We start from the raw sequence: 22,669 nt of genomic DNA on the forward strand, positions 1-22,669 counted from the left end.
TTTTAAATGTATAAAAAATAAAAATTACTATATTAACATCAATAAATAAATATCTACTATGAAAAAGATGATTTTGACTACAGCTGTACTTGGCTTATTAGCCTTTACCAGTTGTAAAAATGATGCAAAGCAGACTACAGATGGTGGTAACAGCACTAGTGTAAATGTAAAAGATGAGTTGGCTACGGCTAAAACTACTTTTGGTGTGCGTGGTAACTGTGGTATGTGTAAAAGTACTATAGAAAAAGCAGCAAAATCTGTAGATGGTGTAGCTAGTGCAAATTGGGATGTTAAAAAGAAACAAATTACTATTGCTTTTAATGGTGATAAAACTAATGAAGAAGCATTTCATAAAGCTATAGCAGAATCTGGTTACGATACAGAAAAGTCTTCCGGAAGTGAAGAAGCTTATAAAGAATTACCTGCCTGTTGCAAGTATGATCATGAAATGGCTATGAGTGTAGAAGAATAATACGCAAATAACTTAAAAAAGCGGCAATCTGGTAGACCTAGTTTGTCGCTTTTTTTATGTTGTTTTAATAAATACGGAGTAACTGTTTTAGGGTGGTAATTTTTTTCTCTTTTAATTTTACCAAAATCTTTAAAAAAGCAATAGCGGTAATATAAGCATCACCAAGAGCTGTATGTCTGTCTTTTACAGAAATATTAAACTTTTCTGCTAGTTCATCTAAACTATAGTGCTCTTTTTTTACTAATAAGTTAGAGCGTATAAGTGTTTTTTTATATAAGGTAGATGTATCTAAAATTTTGTTTTTTAGTTTTGGTAAACCGTGGCGTTCTAATGCTATGTTTATAAAGGTAATATCAAAACCCGCGTGGTGCGCAACAATAACTGCGTTTTTTAAATAATCTAAAAAAAGCTTTAGGGTTTCTAACTCTTCAAGTCTAGTAGTTTTACCTTCTTTTAATATTCCGTGTATTTCTGCCGTTTCTTGGTTGTAATGATCTTGGTGTATAAAAACCTCAAAACTATCACCTATGTTAATATCATTATTTTTAAGTTTTAAAGCACCAATACAAAGCATACGATCTTCTTGGTAACTAAAGCCAGTAGTTTCTGTGTCTAAAACAACAAACGTAATATCTTGTATGTTTTCTGGTTGTTTGGTTTTAAAAAGATTTTCATATTTAAGCCAATAATCTGGTAAATCTAATTTACTTTTTTTAAAGAAATTTATCATCTTAATAGGTTTGATACTTTAAATCTAATATACACTAATTCCTGAATTTCTTTAATGGTTCTAAATGTACGTTTAAGTTTTATTTTCTCTGCTTTAGTTAGTTTGCTTAATGATATGTACCTGCCAGAATCGTTATGTAATAATCCTTGTTTGGTTCTAAATTTTAACAATGCTTTTGTTGCATAGGAGGCAGCCATAAATAATTCTGCATTGTTAGGTTCTAATTCTGCTAATTTTTCAAAACGTTCTGCAGTATAGTTAATAGATTTTATAGAATGCGATAATATTAAAACTCTGGCAGCGTCTGTTAATGGCATAAGCGCACGTCTTTTAATATCAAAAAAGTCTTTATTTGCACCATCTTGTTCTACTAAAAATTGTCTAAAAAAACCGGTAGGAGATGGGTTTTGTAAAGATCCGCTAGCTAAATGTAAAAAGAAATTTGGGTAATTTTTAGCTGTTTCAAATATATGGTTTGATAGTTCTGTAACCAACTCTTGGTTGCCATATACATTGTTATAATCAAAAAATATAGATGATAACAATACTTCATCTTTACCAGGATTTGTAATCCAAGAGGTAACATTTGTTTTCCATTCACTAAGGCTTAAACACCATTTTGGGTTAGAAGCCATCATTTCTGCAGGGCAGTATTCATACCCAATTACATTTAGTCTTTGGGTTACTTGCTTGGCAAAATTTATAAATATTGCTTTGGTTTCTTCTAGTTTTTCTGCAGGTACATCTTCAAAAACAAGAGCATTGTCTTGGTCTGTGTGCAATAATTGTTCGCTTCTGCCTTGGCTACCCAATGCTAACCAGCTAAAAGATACTGGTAAGGGTGTTTCTAATTTTGCTATAGAGTTGGTTATAATTTGTTTTATGCAGGCATCATTAAGTTCAGATATAATTTTAGAAATTAATGTCATTGGTATATTTTGGTTTAAATAGCCCTTTAATAGCATCATAATACCTTTTCTAACCTGTTTTATTTCTTTAGTTCTGGTAGCCCTTTTTATAGCTTTTATTAAAACCGTTGGGTTGTTACCAACTGCTAGCATAACATCATGTTTAGATAAAATACCTACAGCTTTGGAGTTAATAGTGCCATCTTTGGTTAAGCATAAATGGCTAATGTTGCTTTTTATCATAGCCATTTGTGCCTGGGTAATAGTTAATTTTTTAGAGTATGTAATTACTGGCGATGTCATAATATCTTTAGCAGGAGCAGAAATTGGTAACTTGCCAGTAACAATTTTGTTACGCAAATCTTTATCTGTAATAATGCCAATAGGTAGTTTGTTTTCTAAAACCAATATAGCACCAACATTTTTGCTTGTCATTTTAGCAGCTAATACTTTTGCTTGCGTTTTAGGGGAGCAACTTACCAATTTTTTAGAGTACTTTACGGGTTGTAAGTCAAACAACTCTGCACTAGGGTTGTAAACATCTGTACTTTCTGGTTCTCCATATAATGTTCCTCTATGGCTTTTAGAGTAAGGATTTCTGGTGTTAGAGGCAAAGCTATCTATTAAAAAATTACCCACATCTCTGTTGCTGGTTGCAAAAGGTTTAAAAGTGTTAATAGGTATGGCGTATAATATACTTTCTTCATGTGCTTTTGCCTCCATTTTATAGTTTTCATTTGCTATTAAAGGGCGTAAACCAAAAATATCACCTTCATCACAAATGTCTACAATGGTATTATTTTGAGTTTTACTTAATGATACGGCACCTTTGTGTATAATATAAAAGTGGTCGTGAGGAGCATCATTCTCATTAAAAATAATAGCATCTTTTTCCTTGTAAACAATAGAGATTTGTGTAGCTAACTCTTGTAGCTCTTCTAGCAATAATTGGTTAAAAGGCGGGTAATTTTTTAAAAAATCTGCTACTCTATGAGATATGGTATTTTTCATACGTTTTATTACTATTGTTTTGTAAATTTAAGTGAGAATAAGTTAAAAACGGTATTAAAAATGGTTAAACTAGTATGTGTTTTAAGCTTTTAAAGGTTCTTTTTTTTTATATAATTATATTTTTTTTGTTATTTTATGTATTGCTAGTATTTGTTTAAACTATTGTTTTTAAAGGGTTTGCGCAGGTTTTTGTTAGCTTAGTGTTAGTGTAAAATTATTTTTTTTATTTTTTTTGATGGAACATTAGTTTTTTCATTTTTTTTGTTTTCATTTGTCCCGTCAAAACAAAGTATTTGTTTTTGATAATTTAGCATATAGCTGAGCATAAATGTATAATGTTTCTATGTTCGGGTTTTTGGGAATTAGGAAGTCATACCCAAAAACAACCTATAAGATAGGAAACCGAATTTTAAAGCTAACTTCCGGTAACACCTCTATAGTCAGCAGTCAGCATGACTACTTCTTCGTGCCAACCACGGAGCGTCAAATCATTGTTTAGTATTTTAAAGTTTTAACAGCAAAATATTGCATAAAAAACACAAAGGTTTCTCTGTGTTTTAAAATTTTAATTTATCAAATAACAATTTAATGAATACTAAATATATCGATTTAATTGACCAGACTTATCATTTTCCACAAGAAGAATTTAAGTTAGATGGTGAAAACCTAATGTTTCATGACATTCCTTTAAAACAACTAGTAGAGCAATATGGTAGCCCATTAAAGTTTACCTATTTACCAAAAATCTCTGATAATATTTCTAGAGCTAAAAATTGGTTTGCTATAGCAATGGAAAAACACCAATACAAAGGCAAATACCATTATTGCTATTGTACTAAAAGTTCTCACTTTAAACCAGTATTGCATGAAGCTTTAAACAATAATATACACATAGAAACGTCTTCTGCGTTTGATATTAATATTGTTGAGCACCTTAAATTAGAAGGAAAAATTAAAGATGATACGTATGTAATTTGTAATGGTTTTAAAAGAGATCAATACATAACAAACATAGCAAGGTTAATAAACGAAGGACACCGCAATTGTATACCAATTATAGATAATTACGAAGAAATAGACTTGTTGTCTAATGAAATTAATGACGATTTTAAAGTAGGAATTCGTATTGCATCTGAAGAGGAGCCTAAATTTGAGTTTTATACCTCTCGTTTAGGGATTGGATACAAAAACATTGTTCCTTTTTATGAAAATCAAATTAGAGATAATGATAAGGTGCAGTTAAAAATGTTGCACTTTTTTATAAATACAGGAATAAAAGACAATGCATATTACTGGAACGAGCTTTTAAAGTGTTTAAAGGTTTATGTAAAATTAAAAAAGATTTGTCCGTCTCTAGATAGTTTAAATATTGGTGGTGGTTTTCCTATAAAAAACTCTTTAGTTTTTGATTATGATTACCAATATATGATTGATGAAATTATTAATCAGATAAAACTAACTTGTGACGAAGCTGGTGTAGATGTGCCAAATATTTTTACAGAATTTGGTAGTTTTACTGTAGGTGAAACAGGTGGTGCTATTTATGAAATTTTATATCAAAAGCAACAAAACGATAGAGAAAAGTGGAATATGATAGATTCTTCTTTTATTACAACATTGCCAGATACTTGGGCAATTAATAAAAGGTTTATTATGTTGCCAATTAATAGATGGGATGATGAGTACGAGCGTGTTTTGCTTGGTGGTTTAACTTGTGATAGTGATGATTATTACAACAGTGAGCAACACACAAATGCTATTTATTTACCAAAATATAAAAAAAATAAGCCTTTATACATTGGGTTTTTTAATACAGGCGCTTACCAAGAAAGTATTGGTGGTTACGGTGGTTTACAACACTGCTTAATACCGCAACCAAAGCATATATTAATAAACAAAGATGAAGAAGGAAAAATAACAACCAAATTATTTAATGAACAACAAAAGGCAGAAGATCTGCTAAAAATTTTAGGATATGAGCACAACAAATAATTACGCAGGCATTCCAGATGAGTTTGCGCAATTGGAGACCGCAAAAGTAGTTTTAATCCCAGTTCCTTATGACGGAACTAGTACTTGGGGAAAAGGAGCAGATAAAGGGCCAGAGGCTTTTTTAAATGCATCAGAAAATATGGAATTGTACGATATTGAAACAGGTACAGAGCCATACCAACAGGGAATATACCTTGCTGATGCAATTACAGAGAATAGCTCGCCAGAAGCTATGGTAGATGAGGTGCATAAAATAACTAAAAAGTACATTAAACGTAACAAGTTTGTTACGTTGTTTGGTGGTGAACACTCTATATCTATAGGTACTATTAGGGCTTTTAATGAGTGTTTTAATAACCTAACTGTTTTGCATATTGATGCGCATGCAGATTTAAGACAGTCTTATGAGGGTACTACTTGCAACCACGCTTGTGCTGTACATGAAGCTAGCCAGCAAACTAATTTGTTACAAGTAGGTATACGCAGTATGGATGCTATAGAAAAAACATATATGGATGAAGAAAAAACATTTTTTGCCCATGATATGGTTAATGATGAATATTGGATGGATAAGGTAGTAGACCAAATGACAGAAAACGTATTTATTACGTTAGATTTAGATGCTTTTGATCCATCTATACTGCCATCTACAGGAACACCAGAGCCTGGAGGTTTGTTTTGGTATGAAACGCTAGAGTTCTTAAAACAAGTATTTACAGAAAAAAATGTTGTAGGTTTTGATATTGTTGAGCTTTGCCCTAATAAGGCAGATAAATCTTCAGATTTTTTAGCAGCAAAATTATACTACAAAATGTTAAGTTATAAATTTATGGGTGAAGGTGTAGATGATGCTTATGATAATACATATGCTATAGATCTAAAAGCTGGCAACTCTAATATATCAAAATTTGAAGAAGATGAAGACTAAAGGAGCTATCTCTAATTTTATAGAAAAATACTATTTGCATTTTAACGCTGCTGCTTTAGTAGATGCTGCAAAGGGGTATGAAGATCAATTAAACAAAGGATCTAAAATGTTAGTTTCTTTGGCTGGGGCTATGAGTACTGCAGAGTTAGGAAAAATATTTGCAGAAATGATTCGTCAAGACAAAGTGCAAATTATTTCTTGTACAGGTGCTAACTTAGAAGAAGATATTATGAACCTAGTAGCACACTCACATTACAAGCGTGTGCCTAACTATAGAGATTTAACTCCGCAAGAAGAGTGGGATTTACTAGAGAAAGGTTTAAATAGAGTTACAGATACTTGTATACCAGAAGAAGAAGCTTTTAGACGCTTACAAGAGCATATTTTTAAAATATGGAAAGATGCAGAAGCTGCTGGTGAGTGTTATTTACCTCATGAGTATATGTATAAAATGTTGTTGTCTGGTGTGTTAGAAGAGTATTATGAAATAGATTTAAAAGACTCTTGGATGTATGCAGCTGCAGAAAAAAACTTGCCTATTGTTTGTCCAGGTTGGGAAGATAGTACTATGGGTAACATTTTTGCTTCTTATGTGTTAAAAGGAGAATTAAAAGCTAGTACAATGAAATCTGGTATAGAGTATATGACTTTTTTAGCAGATTGGTACACAGATAACTCTAAAAACGGAATTGGATTTTTTCAAATAGGTGGTGGTATTGCAGGTGATTTTCCTATTTGTGTAGTGCCAATGTTATACCAAGATATGGAACGTACAGATACACCATTCTGGAGTTATTTTTGTCAAATTAGCGACTCTACAACTAGTTACGGGTCTTACTCTGGGGCAGTGCCAAACGAAAAAATTACTTGGGGCAAGCTGGACATAGATACACCTAAATTTATAATAGAGAGTGATGCTACTATTGTTGCACCATTAATATTTGCTTATTTGTTAGATATGTAACTATGGATAATTTAAAAAGAGTTATTGTAGATTTTAAAAAGCTTACACCAGAGGTTTTAAAACTTTTGGTAGAAAAGTACCCAGATGGTTATGATGACCTTAACGTTATAAGTTTTTATAACGCAAAAGGAGAGCGTATAGAAGCTGTTGAGGTTTTAACAGAAGACACTAAATATTTGGTAAAAATTAGTGAAAAGTTAGAGGTAACTATGGCTAATTATGATGAGGACGATTATGAAGATTTTGATGATGATGATCCTAATGCTATACCAGATATACCTTTAGATGATGATGAAGATTAGCCATGTATAGCGTAGATGCATACCAAATTGCAGCCTCTATAAGTATTAGAGAATGCAAACGTAACTTAACTTGGGATCTTCTTTTTTCAGACGGGGATGAGTTATTTTACAAAATGGGTGATGAAAAATTTGTTTATATTTTTCAGTACGGTATGGTTGGCTTTTTTAATCATACTTTAGAAGAAAAAAGAACAATTTTAGATAGTATTAAGCCCTTTTGTAAGGGCTTAAAAGACGAACGCTTTTCTGAAGAAGTTAATGTAGTAATAGAGCCAGGAAAGCAAGAGGTATCATTTTACAAAGTAGTAATACCTACTTTTGATTATGAGGCCATACGTTTAATAGTACTAAATGCATCACAGTCTGTAGCTTTAGATAACTATTTTGATATTACTGAACAGTTATTAGGAGAAACAAACGAGCATACTAAATATCTAGAACAAAAAGGGAAATTAGATATCTCTGGTAATAAGTTAAAACGATTTATAGGTAGGGTTTTAAATATTAAAAATGAAATCTCTGAAAACTTATATATTTTTGATTCTCCAGACATAACTTGGGATAATGAGGCTTTAAGTCATTTAAATTTAGAGTTAAAAAAAACGTTTGACTTAAAAGATAGGTACAGGTATATTCATGAGCGACTAGAGATTATTAAAGAAAATTTAGAGTTGTTTAAAGACATAATGGACCACAAGGAAAGCAGTAGGCTAGAGTGGATTATTATAATACTTATTGTAATAGAAGTATTAGATATGCTAATTTTAAAATTATTTTAAAAACTAAAAACCTCTCTTTTTACAGAGAGGTTTTTTTATAATAGATTTAAAATACGTTCCAAAGCCATTCCTCTAGAGCCTTTTATTAAAAGATTACTATTTGGCTGTAATGGATGTTTTTTTAAATACTCTTTTAAGTGATCAAAACTAGCTAGTTGTTCTGCTTCAGTTTTTACTTTTGCAAAGTTTTCTCCTATTAAAAAAGTAGAAGTAAAATTCATTTTACAAGCTTTATCAGCAATGTATTGGTGTTCTGTTGCTGCAGTTGTACCAAGCTCAAACATATCTCCCAAAAAAACAATTTTATGCGTAGCTTGTATACCATTAAAATTATCTAAGGCTGCAGCCATACTTGTTGGGTTGGCATTGTAGGCATCTAGTATTATTTTGTAACCATTTTGTTCTAGTATCTGAGACCTGTTATTAGCAGGTACGTAACCTTCTATAGCTTCTTTTATTTGTGGTAAACTTATATTAAAGTACTTACCCATTATTATAGCAGCACAACAATTTGTAAAATTGTAGGCGCCAACAAGGTTAGAGGTTATGGTGGCATCTTCAACTTTAATTGTCACAAACGGATCCGCTCCTAGTAAGACAATGTTATAATAATTTTCTTTAGTAGCACTAAACCCAATCTTTTTTACATAGCTCCCAAGTTTTTTTTCTTGTATTGGGTCATCAGCATTTAAAAAAATATGCTTTTGGTTTGTGGTTAAGTAATTATACAATTCACTTTTACCTTGTATAACACCTTCCGTACTGCCAAAGCCTTCTAAATGCGCTTTTCCAAAATTTGTTATGTATCCATAATCTGGTTCTGCTAAGCTACTTAAAAATTCTATTTCTTTAAGATGGTTAGCACCCATTTCTACAATAGCAATTTCAGTATCTTCTTTAATGGTAAGCAACGTTAAAGGAACTCCAATATGGTTGTTTAAGTTGCCTACTGTAGCAACAGTTTTGTACTTTTTTTGAATAACTGCCTTTATAAGCTCTTTGGTAGTTGTTTTTCCATTACTACCTGTTAGTCCAATTACCTTGGCAGTACAATGCTTTCTGTGGTAATTACCTAATTTTTGTAATGTTTGGAGTACATCTTCAACCAAAATAAACTTGTGGGTTGTTGCATATTTTTTTTCATCTACAATGGCATATGCAGCACCTTTTTCTAATGCTTCAGCCGCGTATTTATTACCATTAAAATTATCGCCCTTTAGAGCAAAAAATATACAGTCTTTAGTTATTTTTCTAGTGTCTGTGCAAACAGTAGAATATGTTAAAAATAGTTGGTGTATTTGTGCTATTGTCATAAAGCGAATATAAAAAAAAAGACTGCTCTAATGAGCAGTCTTTTTTAAAAATATGTTGTAGTAACTTATTTTACTTTTTTACCTCTTGCAGTTTTGTTCTTAGTTTTAGACTTAGAACCAACTCTAGACATTGCACATCTAAATCCAATATCATCTGTAGCCATATACTGTGGTAAATATCTACGTTGTGCTGGGTCTAACCAAAATGCACGGTCTCTCCATGATCCACCTTTGTATACTCTAACTTCGTCATTAATTAAAGATGTTCTGTAGTTAGACTTGTCGTAGTTTCTAACAAAGTTTCCGGCGCTGTCTCTTTCTATTTTATTAGTAGGAGAATTGTACATAGACACTTTGTTTTCCTCATCGCCATCAGCCTCATTAAATCTGTCATAAAATCTAGTAGATCCAGGCTCTCCGTCTCTATATCCTCTGTTATCACTAGAAGAGAAGTTTGTTCTTAAGTAAGTTTCTTCTTCATCTACGGCAACCATTTTAATTTCACCAGGTAAATTAACAGCTACTATTTTTCCGTTTGGTAATGTGTCATAAACTACTGAGTCTCTAAGCACGTTTACTTTACCATCTTCACCAATTGCTGTCTTCATATAAATGTTACCTCTATAGTAGTTAAAATCACTAATTTCATCATCTACTATTGGTCTGTATACATCTGCAACCCATTCAGATACGTTACCTGCCATATCGTAAAGACCTAAGTCATTTGGCTTGTATGACATTACTGCGTTAGTTATATCTGCACCATCGTCAGACCAACCAGCAATTCCACCATAATCACCTTTTCCTTGTTTAAAGTTAGCTAGTTGATCACCTCTACCAACACGTTGTCCGTTACGAGTGTAATCTCCTTCCCAAGGATATTTTTTTCTACCTCTGTAGTTGTTATATTCTCTAGAACCTTGGTTAGCTTGTGCAGCATATTCCCATTCTGTTTCTGTAGGTAATCTATATTCTGGTAAAATTACACCACTACTTCTTTTAGCAAAAGATGGTACAGAGTCGTTCTTTTTAGCTTTACCTTGTAAAGAATCTATTTGTCCGCCATAAACAGACTCTGGTCTGTTTAGGTAAGCTTCAGTGCTAAAAGTACCAGCAGCTTCACCATTTAATGCTTTGTATTTAGCTTCTTTATTAAGGTAGCCTTCTTTTTCCAACATTAATTCGTTAACACGGTCTGTACGCCATTCTGCAAATTGCGTAGCTTGTACCCAGTTAACACCAACTACAGGATACTCTGCATAGCCAGGGTGTCTTAAGTAGTTGTTTGTCATAGTTTCGTTAAAACCAAGTCTGTTTCTCCACACTAAAGTATCTGGCAAAGCACCTTTATAAATATTTGCATATTTTGGGTCTTCCGGTGGGTAAACAGATTTTAAGTAATCTAAAAATTGTAGGTACATTTTATTAGTTACTTCAGTTTCATCCATATAAAAGGACTGTACGTGTTGTTGCGTTGGAGTATTATTCCAATCATGCATAACATCATCCTGTACTTTACCTTTTGTAAATGTACCACCTTCTATAAATACAAGTCCCGGTGCGGTAACTTGCTCTTTAAAATCAGAGTTGTGCTGAAAACCACCCTCTTTGGCATTTATCTTCCAACCTGTGGCACGAGATACATCTTTAGATGAAGATGATTTTTTACAACTAGTTATGCTACCTGCTACAACAGCACACGAGAGTACAACTTTAATGAATTGTTTTTTCATAATTAAGACTTGAGTTCTATACTTTACTGCTAATTGCAGTTATACTATACTTATTTTCTGTTTAAACTTTGCTTACTATCGGCTTATTAAACGCAAATTTTCTTAGAATATTTTATAAATCCTAAAAAAAACTAAAACAAGCAATAAAACATTGTTCAACACATCTATAACGGTGTAAATATTATATTAGTATTATTTTGTGAATTCTTTTTAATAGAAATTTATAGTTGCTTAATAATAAGTAAATAAGGAGTTTTATTTTTTATAGTATATTGGGCATTGTAATGTAATTTTGAAAATAAAGTTCTTAATTTATAAGATATTTTAAAAAAGAGCGTTAATTAAAATGTTGCACTATTTATTGTAGTGATATTAGGATAAAGAACCGATATTATAAAAATGATGATGAAAAAAATACTAGCCTTAGCACTTTTGGTGTCCGTATATTTTGGTAATGCTCAAGAGCAGAACAGAGCAATTACAACAGCAGTACCTTTTTTAAACATAGCTGCAGATGCAAGAGCCGCAGGTATGGGAGATATGGGTGTAGCTACTTCTGCAGATGCGTATTCTTTACAATGGAACGCTTCTAAATTTGCTTTTGCAGAGCAAAAAATGGGAGTAGGTATAAGTTATACTCCTTACCTTGAAAACATAGTTACAGATGTAGCTTTGCTTAATGCCACTTTTCACAACAAAATAAATGATAGAAGTGCTTTTGCATTTGGTTTACGTTATTTTGGTTTAGGAGAAGTAGAATTAAGACAGACGATAGACGAACCAGCAAGAATTGCAAAACCTAACGAATTTGTTTTAGAAGGTGCGTATGCATTAAAATTATCTAACACTTTTTCTATGGGTGTTGGAGGTAGGTTTATAACATCAAATTTAAAATTCCCGTCTGATGATGCGAGTGAAGATACTAGTGCAGCTACGGCGTTTGCAGTAGATATATCTGGTTTTTACAGGTCTCCAGAAATTGCTTATGAAAAGTTTGACGGTAGATGGAGAGCAGGTTTTAACATCTCTAACTTAGGAAGTAAAATAGCTTACGATAACAACGGGCAAGAAAACTTTTTACCAGGAAACTTAAAATTTGGAGCTGGGTTTGATTTTATTTTAGATCAAGACAATGTTTTATCATTATCAACAGAATTTAATAAGTTATTGGTACCAACGCCACAGGATTTTAATGAGGACGGACAAATAGATAGTGAAGATAATGAGCGTTACCAGCAAATTAGCTTTTTAGAAGGTGCTTTTGATTCTTTTACAGATGCGCCAGACGGCTTTAGTGAAGAAATTAAAGAGGTAACTTGGGCTTTAGGAGCAGAGTACACCTACCAAGATGCATTTATGCTTAGAACAGGTTACTTTAATGAAAATGAACTAAAAGGCGCTCGTAAATTCTTCTCGTTAGGAGCAGGATTTAAATTTAAAGCAGCACAAGTAGACTTATCTTATTTGTTCTCTACATCAAAAATAAAGAATCCTTTAGAAAATACTTTGCGTTTTTCTCTTACCTTTAACCTAGGTGAAGAATTATTAAACGACTAAATGAAGAAACATACCTTATCTTTTGATATGTCTGTTTACGACTCTATAAATGAGTTGCCTGAAACAGACAAAAAAATAATGCTCAAAGCCGTAGAAGCACGTAATAATGCATACGCACCTTACTCTAGTTTTTTTGTAGGTGCAGCAGTATTATTAGAAAACGGAAAAATTGTTTTAGGTAATAATCAAGAAAATGCGGCTTACCCATCTGGTTTGTGTGCAGAACGTGTTGCTATATACCAAGCAGCAGCAATATACCCTAATGTAAAAATACTATCTGTGGCTATATCGGCAACATCAAAAAATTATAAAGTTTTAGAACCTGCAGCACCATGTGGTAATTGTAGGCAATCTATGATAGAGTATGAGCAAAAACAAAAAGAACCTATTACTTTATTGCTAATGGGAGAAGAAGGTAGTGTGGTAAAATGTAATTCTATATCAGATATTTTACCTTTAGCATTTAGTAATTCTTTCTTATAAGCTGTTTTTTTTGATGAATTATTTTTTTATTCCTAATTTTTTGATAAAAATTTAATTAAAAAAAACATTCATCAACTAGTCTGTGCTTTTTCTTTAATTTTTTTTTGATAGTGGATTTAATGTGTATTTTTGCTATTCTGTAAAACAGACTTTTTAAAATAGTTTTCAATGAAAAAAATAACCAAAGAAGTTTACCTTAATTGGTACAAGGATATGTTATTCTGGAGAAAGTTCGAGGATAAACTTGCTGCAGTATATATTCAACAAAAAGTTAGAGGTTTTCTACACTTGTATAACGGACAAGAAGCTGTTTTAGCTGGTTCGTTACATGCAATGGATCTTACTAAGGATAAAATGATTACGGCTTACCGTAACCACGTACAACCCATAGGTATGGGTGTAGACCCTAAAAAAGTAATGGCAGAACTTTATGGTAAAGTAACTGGTACATCTAAGGGGATGGGTGGTTCTATGCACATATTTTCTAAAGAACACCGTTTTTACGGTGGTCACGGTATTGTTGGTGGCCAAATTCCTTTGGGAGCCGGACTTGCATTTGGAGACAAGTATGCTGGTAATGATGCGGTTACATTATGTTATATGGGAGATGGTGCTGTAAGGCAAGGATCTTTACATGAAACTTTTAACTTAGCTATGCTTTGGCAATTGCCAGTTGTTTTTATATGTGAAAACAATGGTTATGCAATGGGAACGTCTGTTGCCAGAACATCTCATTCTACAGAAATTTGGAAACTAGGTTTAGGATATGAAATGCCTTGTAAAGCAGTAGAAGGTATGAACCCTGTAACTGTTGCTGAAGAGGTTAGTAAAGCTGTAGAAAGAGCAAGATCTGGAGGCGGACCTACATTTTTAGAGATAAAAACATATCGATACAGAGGTCACTCTATGTCTGATGCTCAGCACTATAGAACTAAAGCAGAGGTAGAAGAGTACAAGAAAATAGATCCTATTACTCAGGTTCTAGATGTAATAAAAGACAAGAAATACGCTACAGATGAAGAAATTTCAGCTATAGATAAAGAAGTAAAGCGTATGGTTAAAGAGTGTGAGGAATTTGCAGAAAACTCTGACTACCCACCAGTAAATCAATTATATGATATGGTTTACGAACAAGAAGATTTTCCATTTGTACAACATAAATTATAAAAGATGGCAGTTATAGTAAATATGCCAAGATTAAGCGATACCATGGAAGAAGGTACTGTTGCTGCTTGGCTTAAAAATGTTGGAGATAAAGTAGAAGAAGGAGATATTCTTGCAGAAATAGAAACTGATAAGGCTACAATGGAGTTTGAGTCTTTTAATGAAGGTGTTCTTTTGCATATAGGAATTCAAGAAGGAGATACAGCTCCTGTTGATTCTCTTTTAGCTATTATAGGTGAAGAAGGTGAAGATATTTCTGGATTATTATCTGGTGATGCTTCAGCCAATACTGCTACAGAGCAAAAACAAGAAGAAACCAAAGAAACTGCAGCACCTACAACAGAAAGTTCTACAGCTGTTATTCCTGAAGGAGTAGAGGTTGTTAAAATGCCGCGCCTTAGTGATACTATGGAAGAAGGTACTGTTGCTGCTTGGTTGAAACAAGTTGGTGACAAAGTTGAAGAAGGAGATATTCTTGCCGAAATAGAAACAGATAAAGCAACAATGGAGTTTGAGTCTTTTTACTCAGGTACTCTATTATATGTAGGTATAAAAGAAGGAGAATCTTCTCCAGTTGATGAAGTTTTAGCAATTATTGGCCCAGAAGGTACAGATGTAGATGCTGTACTTAATGCAGGTAGTGGTTCTGCTTCTTCTAGTACACCTACTGAAGCGCCTAAGAAAGAAACTAAAAAAGAAGAAAAGTCGGCTCCAGTAGAAAATGTAGCTACAGACGGTAAACGTATTTTTGCATCTCCATTAGCTAAGAAAATTGCAGCAGATAAAGGAATAAATTTATCAGACGTAACTGGTTCTGGTGATAACGGAAGAATTATTAAAAAAGATGTAGAAAACTATAAGCCATCTGCGGCTGCTAGTTCTACAACTGCTTCTTCTAGTTCAGTAGCGTCAGCTACGCCTCAACCAGCGGTTTATACACCTGCAGGAGAAGAAGGTTTTGAAGATGTTAAAAACTCTTCAATGCGTAAGGTTATTGCAAAAGTTCTTGGTCAGTCTAAATTTACAGCTCCACATTTTTACCTTACTATAGAGGTAGATATGGATAATGCAAAAGCATCCAGAGCACAAATTAATAGTTTGCCAGATACTAAAGTATCATTTAATGATATGGTTTTAAAAGCCTGTGCAATGGCATTAAGAAAACATCCGCAAGTAAATACAACTTGGAAAGATGATGTAACACGTTATAACAAACACATTCACATGGGTGTTGCTGTAGCAGTAGATGAAGGTTTGGTTGTTCCTGTGCTTAAGTTTGCAGATCAAATGAGCTTAACAACTATTGGTGCTTCTGTAAAAGACTTAGCAGGTAAGGCAAGATCTAAAAAAATTGCTCCTTCAGAAATGGAAGGTAGTACATTTACAGTATCTAACTTAGGTATGTTTGGAATACAAGAGTTTACGTCAATAATTAATCAGCCTAACTCAGCAATATTATCTGTTGGTGCAATTGTAGAAAAACCAGTTGTTAAGAACGGAGAAATTGTAGTAGGTAATACAATGAAGTTAACATTGGCTTGTGATCACAGAACTGTAGATGGTGCTGTTGGTGCTCAGTTTTTACAAACATTAAGAAGTTATATTGAAAATCCTGTTACTATGCTTGCATAAGTATTACAGTATTAAATTATATTAAAAAGCATCTCATTAATTAATGAGATGCTTTTTTTATCTTTAGACCTTAAATAAATTAAATATGAAAAAGACGTTTTATTTTTTAGGGTTATTAGCTGTAATTTCTTGTTCTAGTGTTGCTCAAAATACAGCAGTAAAAGAGTCTGCAACAGAGGCAAAAGAAGCAGATATAAAAAAAATTGTTAGCTTTTTAGCTTCTGATGATTTACAAGGTCGTATGTCTGGATCAGATGGTATAGCAGAAGCAGCTACTTTTATAGAAAATAACTTTAAGGCTAACGGAGTAAAGCCATTTTTTAAAACGTACAAAGATACATTATCAAATTTTGACTCTAGCAAAGGTGTTGCCTATAATGTAGTGGGTTTTGTAGAAGGTAATGATCCTAAATTAAAAAAAGAATTTATAATTATAGGAGCTCATTATGACCATATTGGTACTGCAAAGGCAGACGGTGATGATGTAATAGCAAATGGAGCTAATGATAATGCTTCTGGTACTGCTGCAGTTATGGAGTTTGCTCGTTATTTTGGGCAAACAAAATCTAACAAAAGAAGCATAATTTTTGCATTATTTTCTGCTGAGGAAATGGGCTTGTTGGGCTCTAAACATTTGGCAAAAAAATTAAAGGAAGATAACCTTAACTTGTACACTATGCTTAATTTTGAGATGATAGGTATTCCTATGCAAAATAAAGATTATTTAGCATATTTAACAGGGTTTAATAAGTCTAACTTGGCATCTGTAACAAATACTTATGCAGGTGAAAAAATTGCTGGTTTTTTACCAAAAGCAGGTGACTTTAGATTATTTATGAGATCTGATAATTATCCGTTTCACAACGAATTTAAGGTGCCATCACAAACCTATTCTACTTTTGATTTTACAAATTTTGATCATTACCACAAAGTAGGTGATGAGCCAAGTGTAATGGACTTTAATCACATGGCCAGTTTAATAAATAAATTTACTCCGGTAATAAAAAGCATTGCGAATTCAGACACAAAAGAAATACAATACAATTAATGGCAAATATTATAATAACAGGTAGTAGCAGAGGTATAGGTTACCAAATGGCACAGCTATTTGCAAACAATGGACACCAAGTTTTGGCTTTGTCCAGGAATAGTGCCCCTATAGCTTCTCTTAAAAACCCTAATATTTTTTCTTTTCCTTTTGACATTTCTGCGGAGGAAGATTTACAAAAAGTTGAAGATTTTATTTCTGCAAACTGGAAACAGGTAGATGTATTAATTAATAATGCAGGAAAATTAGCTAATAAGCCTTTTTTAGAAACTACAACAGCAGATTTTGAAGCTGTTTATAAAGTGAATGTTTTTGGCGTAGCAAGTATAACTAAATTGGTAATACCTAAAATGCCAAAAAACGGACACGTAGTAACTATCAGTTCTATGGGTGGTGTGCAAGGTAGTTTAAAATTTGCTGGCTTATCTGCATACAGTTCTAGTAAAGGAGCCGTAATTACGTTAACAGAGCTTTGGGCAGAGGAGTTTAAAGAAACGGGTCCGTCTTTTAATGTGCTTGCGTTAGGAGCCGTGCAAACAGAAATGCTAGAAGAAGCTTTTCCTGGCTACAAGGCACCAATCACTGCTTTAGAAATGGCAGAATATATTCAAAATTTTGCCCTTACTGGACATAAAATGTACAATGGTAAATTGTTGCAAGTAAGCAATAGTACACCGTAACTTAATAAATAATTTAATTAAAAAACTGCCTGTTAGTGCTAATAGGCGGTTTTTATTTTGTTGTACATTGTTTAAAAAATTAGATTATCAAATAAATAATAAGAAGAAAAGTTGTATTTTACTACAAAATATACTGTAGTGTACACTTGTAAAAGGCAGAATCTGTTATTTTTGTATATATGGAGAAAATCCTTCTTAAATACTTACCTGAAAGGGCTGTAACACCTTGCGCCTCATTAATAAAAGTTAATGCAGTGCATCTTAAAATTGTTGGAGATAGAATTACCCGACACGGAGATTATAGAAGATTGCCAAACGGAAAGCATCAAATAACAGTAAATGCATCATTAAATAAATATAGGTTTTTAATCACTTTAGTACATGAAATAGCGCATTTAGTAGCTTTTGAAAAATATGGCAGAAGGATTAAGCCTCATGGGTTAGAATGGAAAAAAACTTTTCAGGCATTGATGTTGCCTTTTATTAGACCAGAAATTTTTCCAACAAAAGTATTGCCAGTTGTTGCTAATCATTTTAAAAACCCAAAAGCAAGTAGTGATACTGATGCTAAATTATCGTTAGCATTAAAGCAATTTGATCCTGTGTCAAATAAAACATATATTTTTGAGTTACCTATTGGTAGTATATTTAGAATATATAATGGTAAGCTATTTAAAAAAGGACAAAAAAAAATAAAGCGATACGAATGCATAGAACTTTCTAGTGGAAAAACTTATGTTTTTCAGCCGAATGCAGAAGTAGAACTCATAAAAGACTAATCAAAATGAATAAAAACTATTACGCAGTTATAATGGCAGGAGGTATTGGGTCAAGGTTTTGGCCAGTAAGTACTGCAGAATATCCAAAGCAGTTTCATGATATGTTAGGTTCTGGATTTTCATTAATTCAGAAAACATTTAATAGATTAAATAAATTTATTCCTAAAGAGAATATATTAGTCTTAACCAACGAGAGTTATAATGACCTAGTTTTGGAGCAACTACCAATGCTTAAACAAGAACAAGTTGTTTTGGAACCAGCTATGCGTAATACCGCTCCTTGTATTTTATATGCAGCATTAAAAATTAAAAAACAGAATCCTAATGCAGTAATGATAGTTGCTCCTAGTGACCACTGGATAGAAGATGAAAACGCTTTTGAAAATGATGTTAAACAATGTTTTGCAAAATGCGAGAATGAGGAGGTTCTTTGTACATTAGGTATAAAGCCTACATTTCCTAATACAGGTTTTGGTTATATAGAGTTTGATAAAAATCCAGACTTGGAAATTAAAAAAGTAAATCAGTTTAGAGAAAAACCAGACTATAAAACTGCTAAAGAGTTTATTAGTAAGGGTAACTTTTTATGGAATGCAGGTATTTTTATGTGGAGTGTAAAAACAATAGTTGATGCTTTTAAGGCTTTTCAGCCAGAACAATATCAATTATTTTATTCTGGTATGGATAGTTATAACACTGCAGAAGAAAAAAGTTTTATAGCAAATAATTATGCGTTAGCAGAAAATATATCTATAGATTATGCTATACTAGAACATTCTAAAAGTATTTATGTATTACCAGCTACTTTTGATTGGAATGATTTAGGTACTTGGGGCTCTTTGTATGATAAGTTAGATAAAAATGATAATAGTAATGCGGTAGTTGGTGCGCAATTATTAGACCGTAATGCAAGTGGCAACATTGTGCGCACTAAAAATGATAAAGTTGTAGTTTTAGATAGCTTAGATAATTTTATTGTAGTAGATAAGGAAGATGTTTTGTTAATTTGCCCAAAAGAAAAAGAACAAGATATTAAAGTTATTTTAAACGAAGTAAAAGATAAGTTTGGTAAGTAATACCATTATGTATGAGTAATAATACAGAGCAAAATAATAGCGTATCTGGCAACGATTCATCAGACAACGTAAAAAAAGATTTTCAAGGTTTACTTGGGTCTACTAAAAAGTTTTTAAAAGAACTTTTGGATATTCGAAATAACACCGACCAAGAAGCTACTAGGGAATCTATAGTGGCAGATATTCCTTTTAAAGGGCATACATCTTGGATTTTAATTTGCTCTATTTTTATAGCCTCTATTGGTTTAAATGCCAATTCTACTGCTGTGGTTATTGGAGCCATGTTAATTTCACCACTAATGGGACCTATTTTAGGTATGGGTTTGTCCTTAGCCATTAACGATATTGATACACTTCGTCGTTCGTTAAAAAACTTTGGAGTAATGGTGGTATTAAGTATACTTACTGCCTTTTTGTTCTTTAAATTTTTTCCTTTACGTGATGAATCCTCTGAGCTGTTAGCGCGTACAGCACCAGATATTAGAGATGTACTTATTGCTTTTTTTGGTGGTTTAGCCTTGGTTATTGCACGTGCAAAAAAAGGTACTATAGCTAGTGTTATATTTGGAGTAGCAATTGCAACAGCTTTAATGCCTCCTTTATGTACTGTAGGTTTTGGTTTGGCAATTGGTAATTGGGACTATGCTAGTGGTGCTATGTATTTGTTTATTATTAATACTATTTTTATAGCCTTAGCTACATTTTTGGTCATAAAAATATTACGCTTTCCTATGGTTCGTTATGCCAACTCTGAGCGTCGTAGATTAATAAGTAGGCTTGCTTCTATAGTTGCTATATTGGTTATGGTTCCAGCTAGTTGGACATTTTTTAAGGCTTGGGAAGAGTCTAAATTTAAGAGTCAAGCGCAACAATTTATATCAGAAAATGTTGCTAAATATAAATTCTCGGGTAATGGGTTGTATTTAAATAATTTAACTAATATAGAATATCACGGAGGAGACACGTCTTTGTTTGATAAAATATTTCGTAAAAATAAGAACGAGCAAAAATCTGTGATAGAAGTAATGTTTATGGGTGAAGAGTTGGTGCCAGATAATATTATTGCTAGTTGGAACGAAATTAAAAATGAGGATTTTGAAGAGTTACAAAATACCGAGTTAAAAATAATACAAGGTTCTAAAAATAAGGAAGTAGACCAAATAAAATATGTAGACGAGTTATACCAAGCTAAAAAGGCTGAGCTAATGGGTAAAGAAGAAAAAATTGCCTTGTTAGAGAAGGAACTAACTCAACTACAAAAAATTGTATCTAAACAAATACCTTTTAATGATGTTAGTGCAGAGGCTAAAGCTAATTATGAAAACTTAGCATCTATTGGGTATTCTTACACTATACGTACAGATTTTAAAAAAATAGATACTATTCCTGTTTTTGAAATTAATTGGAAGCCTAAAACAAAATCTAAAGACAAAGTAACTGATACTAAAAAAATATCAGATTGGTTAAAATTAAGATTGAAAGATAAAAATATTCAGGTTAGAGAATTAGCTAATTAATTGCGTTCTTCAATATACATTTGTCTTACTTTTTTAAACAGCTCAGAAGAATAAACAAAATCTGTAACAGCCTTATTGTCTGTTTTAAAAATTTCTTTATTTGTTCCTTCCCATTCTTTATGTCCGTTTTTTAGAAAAAGTATTTTTTCTCCAATTTCCATAACAGAGTTCATATCGTGCGTGTTTATTATAGTAGTAATATCGTATTCCTGTGTAATTTCTAAAATAAGATTGTCTATTAAAATTGCCGTTTTAGGATCTAAGCCAGAGTTTGGCTCATCGCAAAACAAATATTTAGGGTTCATAACTATTGCTCTTGCAATTGCAACCCTTTTTTGCATACCTCCAGATATTTCTGAAGGATATTTGTGGTGAGCATCTATTAGGTTAACACGTTTTAAAACGGTGTTTACCCTATCTTGCATTTCAGATTTAGACTGCTTTGTAAACATTTCTAAAGGAAACATTACGTTGCCCTCTACCGTTAAAGAGTCAAACAAGGCACTTCCCTGAAAAACCATTCCCATTTCTTGTCTTAAATTCCTTTTTTCATCTGGGCTTAAATCGTTATAAATATTTCCATTATAACTTATATAACCTTCGTCTGGCGTAAATAATCCTAGTAAACACTTTAAAAAAACTGTTTTTCCAGAGCCACTCTGGCCAATAATTAAGTTTGTTTTTCCTTTTTCAAAGTCTGTAGTTACTCCTTTTAATATATGCGCTTCACCAAAAGATTTGTGTAGGTTGTTTACTTCTATCATTATCCTAATAATAATTGGGTTAGTATGTAATTTAAAATAATAATAGCAACACTGGTCCAAACAAAGGCAGTGGTACTTGCTTTACCCACTTCTAATGCTCCGCCTTTCATAAAGTACCCATGAAAAGAAGGTATTGTAGCAATTACAAAAGCAAATATTATAGATTTTATAAAGGCATATGTAACATGGTACGGAATAAAATCTAACTGTATTCCCTCTATAAAACTTGCACTTGTGGTAAACCCGCCAAAAACACCAGCTATCCACCCGCCAAAAATACCAACGTACATTGCAATTGCAATAGCAAAAGGGTAAAGCATTAACGCTATAATTTTGGGGAATACCAAATAGTTTAAAGAGTTAACACCCATAACCTCTAAGGCATCAATTTGTTCTGTTACACGCATTGTACCTATACTAGATGTTATGTATGAGCCAACCTTACCAGCCATAATTATAGAGGTAAAAGTAGGAGCAAATTCTAGTATAACAGATTGTCTTGCGGCAAAACCAATTAAACTTTCTGGTATTAAAGGGTTTGTAAGGTTTAAAGCAGTTTGTATGGTTACCACACCACCAATAAAAAACGAAATAAATATAATGATACCTAAGGAACCAAAAACCAATTCGTCTATTTCTTTTAAAATAAGTTTTTTCATAATAGACCATTTTGTAGGTTTTCTAAAAACCTCTTTAATCATTATAAAATAACTGCCAATAGATGCTATGTAATTCATATAAAATAGACTTCTGTTTGTAAAAATAATAATATTAACTCTCATTTGACATTCAAATAAAAAAATTAAAAGTTTATTTATTTACTTTTACGCTATCAAT

At 32.4% G+C, this 22,669-nt stretch carries 21 protein-coding genes; 15 read left to right on the forward strand and 6 right to left on the reverse strand.

Annotated elements, in window-relative coordinates:
- Positions 1-58 precede the first annotated feature (58 nt).
- Positions 59-472 (forward strand): heavy-metal-associated domain-containing protein, encoded by a 414-nt coding sequence (locus PBN93_RS10235; RefSeq protein WP_271080579.1) that lies wholly within the window; start codon positions 59-61, stop codon positions 470-472.
- A 64-nt stretch (positions 473-536) separates the two neighbouring features.
- On the opposite strand, the gene PBN93_RS10240 is transcribed toward PBN93_RS10235, so the two are convergent.
- Positions 537-1,202 carry a 3'-5' exonuclease gene (locus PBN93_RS10240; RefSeq protein WP_271080580.1) on the reverse strand — a complete coding sequence of 222 codons (666 nt, stop codon included), beginning with the start codon at positions 1,200-1,202 and terminating at the stop codon, positions 537-539.
- Positions 1,199-3,121 carry a DUF294 nucleotidyltransferase-like domain-containing protein gene (locus PBN93_RS10245; protein WP_271080581.1) on the reverse strand — a complete coding sequence of 641 codons (1,923 nt, stop codon included), beginning with the start codon at positions 3,119-3,121 and terminating at the stop codon, positions 1,199-1,201. Before PBN93_RS10245 ends, PBN93_RS10240 begins: the two co-directional genes overlap by 4 nt.
- Before the next feature lie 588 nt (positions 3,122-3,709).
- On the opposite strand from PBN93_RS10245, the gene PBN93_RS10250 reads away from it, so the two are divergent.
- Genes PBN93_RS10250 through PBN93_RS10270 form a run of 5 tightly spaced genes read left to right on the forward strand, consistent with a single transcriptional unit; the run spans position 3,710 to position 8,086 of the window.
- Complete coding sequence (locus tag PBN93_RS10250; RefSeq protein ID WP_077406982.1) at positions 3,710-5,113, forward strand: arginine decarboxylase; 1,404 nt, start codon at positions 3,710-3,712, stop codon at positions 5,111-5,113.
- Entirely contained in the window at positions 5,097-6,041 is a 945-nt protein-coding gene (speB, locus tag PBN93_RS10255; protein ID WP_271080582.1) for an agmatinase, read from the forward strand. Before PBN93_RS10250 ends, speB begins: the two co-directional genes overlap by 17 nt.
- A complete protein-coding gene (locus PBN93_RS10260; protein WP_271080583.1) occupies positions 6,031-7,005 on the forward strand; it encodes a deoxyhypusine synthase family protein in 975 nt (324 codons plus the stop codon). The genes speB and PBN93_RS10260 overlap by 11 nt, the downstream gene beginning before the upstream one ends.
- Positions 7,006-7,007: 2 nt before the next feature.
- A complete protein-coding gene (locus tag PBN93_RS10265; protein WP_077406973.1) occupies positions 7,008-7,307 on the forward strand; it encodes a hypothetical protein in 300 nt (99 codons plus the stop codon).
- 2 nt (positions 7,308-7,309) lie between these two features.
- Positions 7,310-8,086 carry an RMD1 family protein gene (locus PBN93_RS10270; RefSeq protein ID WP_077406970.1) on the forward strand — a complete coding sequence of 259 codons (777 nt, stop codon included), beginning with the start codon at positions 7,310-7,312 and terminating at the stop codon, positions 8,084-8,086.
- A 35-nt stretch (positions 8,087-8,121) separates the two neighbouring features.
- Here PBN93_RS10270 and PBN93_RS10275 read toward each other — a convergent pair whose 3' ends face one another.
- Together PBN93_RS10275 and gldJ are read right to left on the reverse strand one after the other, a co-directional pair.
- Complete coding sequence (locus tag PBN93_RS10275; RefSeq protein WP_271080584.1) at positions 8,122-9,399, reverse strand: UDP-N-acetylmuramoyl-tripeptide--D-alanyl-D-alanine ligase; 1,278 nt, start codon at positions 9,397-9,399, stop codon at positions 8,122-8,124.
- Positions 9,400-9,464: 65 nt separating this feature from the next.
- A complete protein-coding gene (gldJ, locus tag PBN93_RS10280) occupies positions 9,465-11,132 on the reverse strand; it encodes a gliding motility lipoprotein GldJ (protein ID WP_077406964.1) in 1,668 nt (555 codons plus the stop codon).
- 405 nt (positions 11,133-11,537) lie between these two features.
- Between gldJ and porV the strand changes: the two genes are divergently transcribed.
- From porV to PBN93_RS10325, 9 genes are all read left to right on the forward strand, one after another.
- A complete protein-coding gene (gene porV / locus PBN93_RS10285; RefSeq protein ID WP_077406961.1) occupies positions 11,538-12,689 on the forward strand; it encodes a type IX secretion system outer membrane channel protein PorV in 1,152 nt (383 codons plus the stop codon).
- Positions 12,690-13,172, forward strand: a complete 483-nt coding sequence (locus PBN93_RS10290) for a cytidine deaminase (protein ID WP_271080585.1) — start codon at positions 12,690-12,692, stop codon at positions 13,170-13,172.
- Positions 13,173-13,340: 168 nt separating this feature from the next.
- The gene (pdhA, locus tag PBN93_RS10295; RefSeq protein WP_077406954.1) at positions 13,341-14,339 is read left to right on the forward strand and encodes a pyruvate dehydrogenase (acetyl-transferring) E1 component subunit alpha; all 999 of its coding nucleotides are present in this window, start codon (positions 13,341-13,343) and stop codon (positions 14,337-14,339) included.
- Between the two features lie 3 nt (positions 14,340-14,342).
- Complete coding sequence (locus PBN93_RS10300; protein ID WP_271080586.1) at positions 14,343-15,968, forward strand: pyruvate dehydrogenase complex dihydrolipoamide acetyltransferase; 1,626 nt, start codon at positions 14,343-14,345, stop codon at positions 15,966-15,968.
- A gap of 85 nt (positions 15,969-16,053) precedes the next feature.
- A complete protein-coding gene (locus tag PBN93_RS10305; RefSeq protein WP_077406949.1) occupies positions 16,054-17,016 on the forward strand; it encodes a M28 family metallopeptidase in 963 nt (320 codons plus the stop codon).
- The gene (locus PBN93_RS10310) at positions 17,016-17,696 is read left to right on the forward strand and encodes an SDR family NAD(P)-dependent oxidoreductase (protein WP_077406946.1); all 681 of its coding nucleotides are present in this window, start codon (positions 17,016-17,018) and stop codon (positions 17,694-17,696) included. The genes PBN93_RS10305 and PBN93_RS10310 overlap by 1 nt, the downstream gene beginning before the upstream one ends.
- 179 nt (positions 17,697-17,875) lie before the next feature.
- Positions 17,876-18,475 carry a SprT-like domain-containing protein gene (locus PBN93_RS10315; RefSeq protein WP_077406944.1) on the forward strand — a complete coding sequence of 200 codons (600 nt, stop codon included), beginning with the start codon at positions 17,876-17,878 and terminating at the stop codon, positions 18,473-18,475.
- A gap of 5 nt (positions 18,476-18,480) precedes the next feature.
- Positions 18,481-19,551, forward strand: coding sequence for a mannose-1-phosphate guanylyltransferase (locus PBN93_RS10320; protein WP_077406941.1), 1,071 nt, complete (start codon positions 18,481-18,483; stop codon positions 19,549-19,551).
- Positions 19,552-19,562: 11 nt separating this feature from the next.
- Positions 19,563-21,068, forward strand: a complete 1,506-nt coding sequence (locus PBN93_RS10325; RefSeq protein WP_077406938.1) for a DUF389 domain-containing protein — start codon at positions 19,563-19,565, stop codon at positions 21,066-21,068.
- Here the strand turns inward: PBN93_RS10325 and PBN93_RS10330 are convergent.
- Both PBN93_RS10330 and PBN93_RS10335 read right to left on the reverse strand, forming a co-directional pair.
- On the reverse strand, positions 21,065-21,832 hold the full coding sequence (locus PBN93_RS10330; protein WP_077406935.1) for an ABC transporter ATP-binding protein: 768 nt from the start codon (positions 21,830-21,832) through the stop codon (positions 21,065-21,067). The genes PBN93_RS10325 and PBN93_RS10330 overlap by 4 nt on opposite strands.
- Positions 21,832-22,569, reverse strand: a complete 738-nt coding sequence (locus PBN93_RS10335; RefSeq protein ID WP_077406932.1) for an MlaE family ABC transporter permease — start codon at positions 22,567-22,569, stop codon at positions 21,832-21,834. The genes PBN93_RS10330 and PBN93_RS10335 overlap by 1 nt, the downstream gene beginning before the upstream one ends.
- Positions 22,570-22,669: the final 100 nt, after the last annotated feature.

This window comes from Cellulophaga omnivescoria, from assembly GCF_027915275.1.
GTDB lineage: Bacteria > Bacteroidota > Bacteroidia > Flavobacteriales > Flavobacteriaceae > Cellulophaga > Cellulophaga omnivescoria.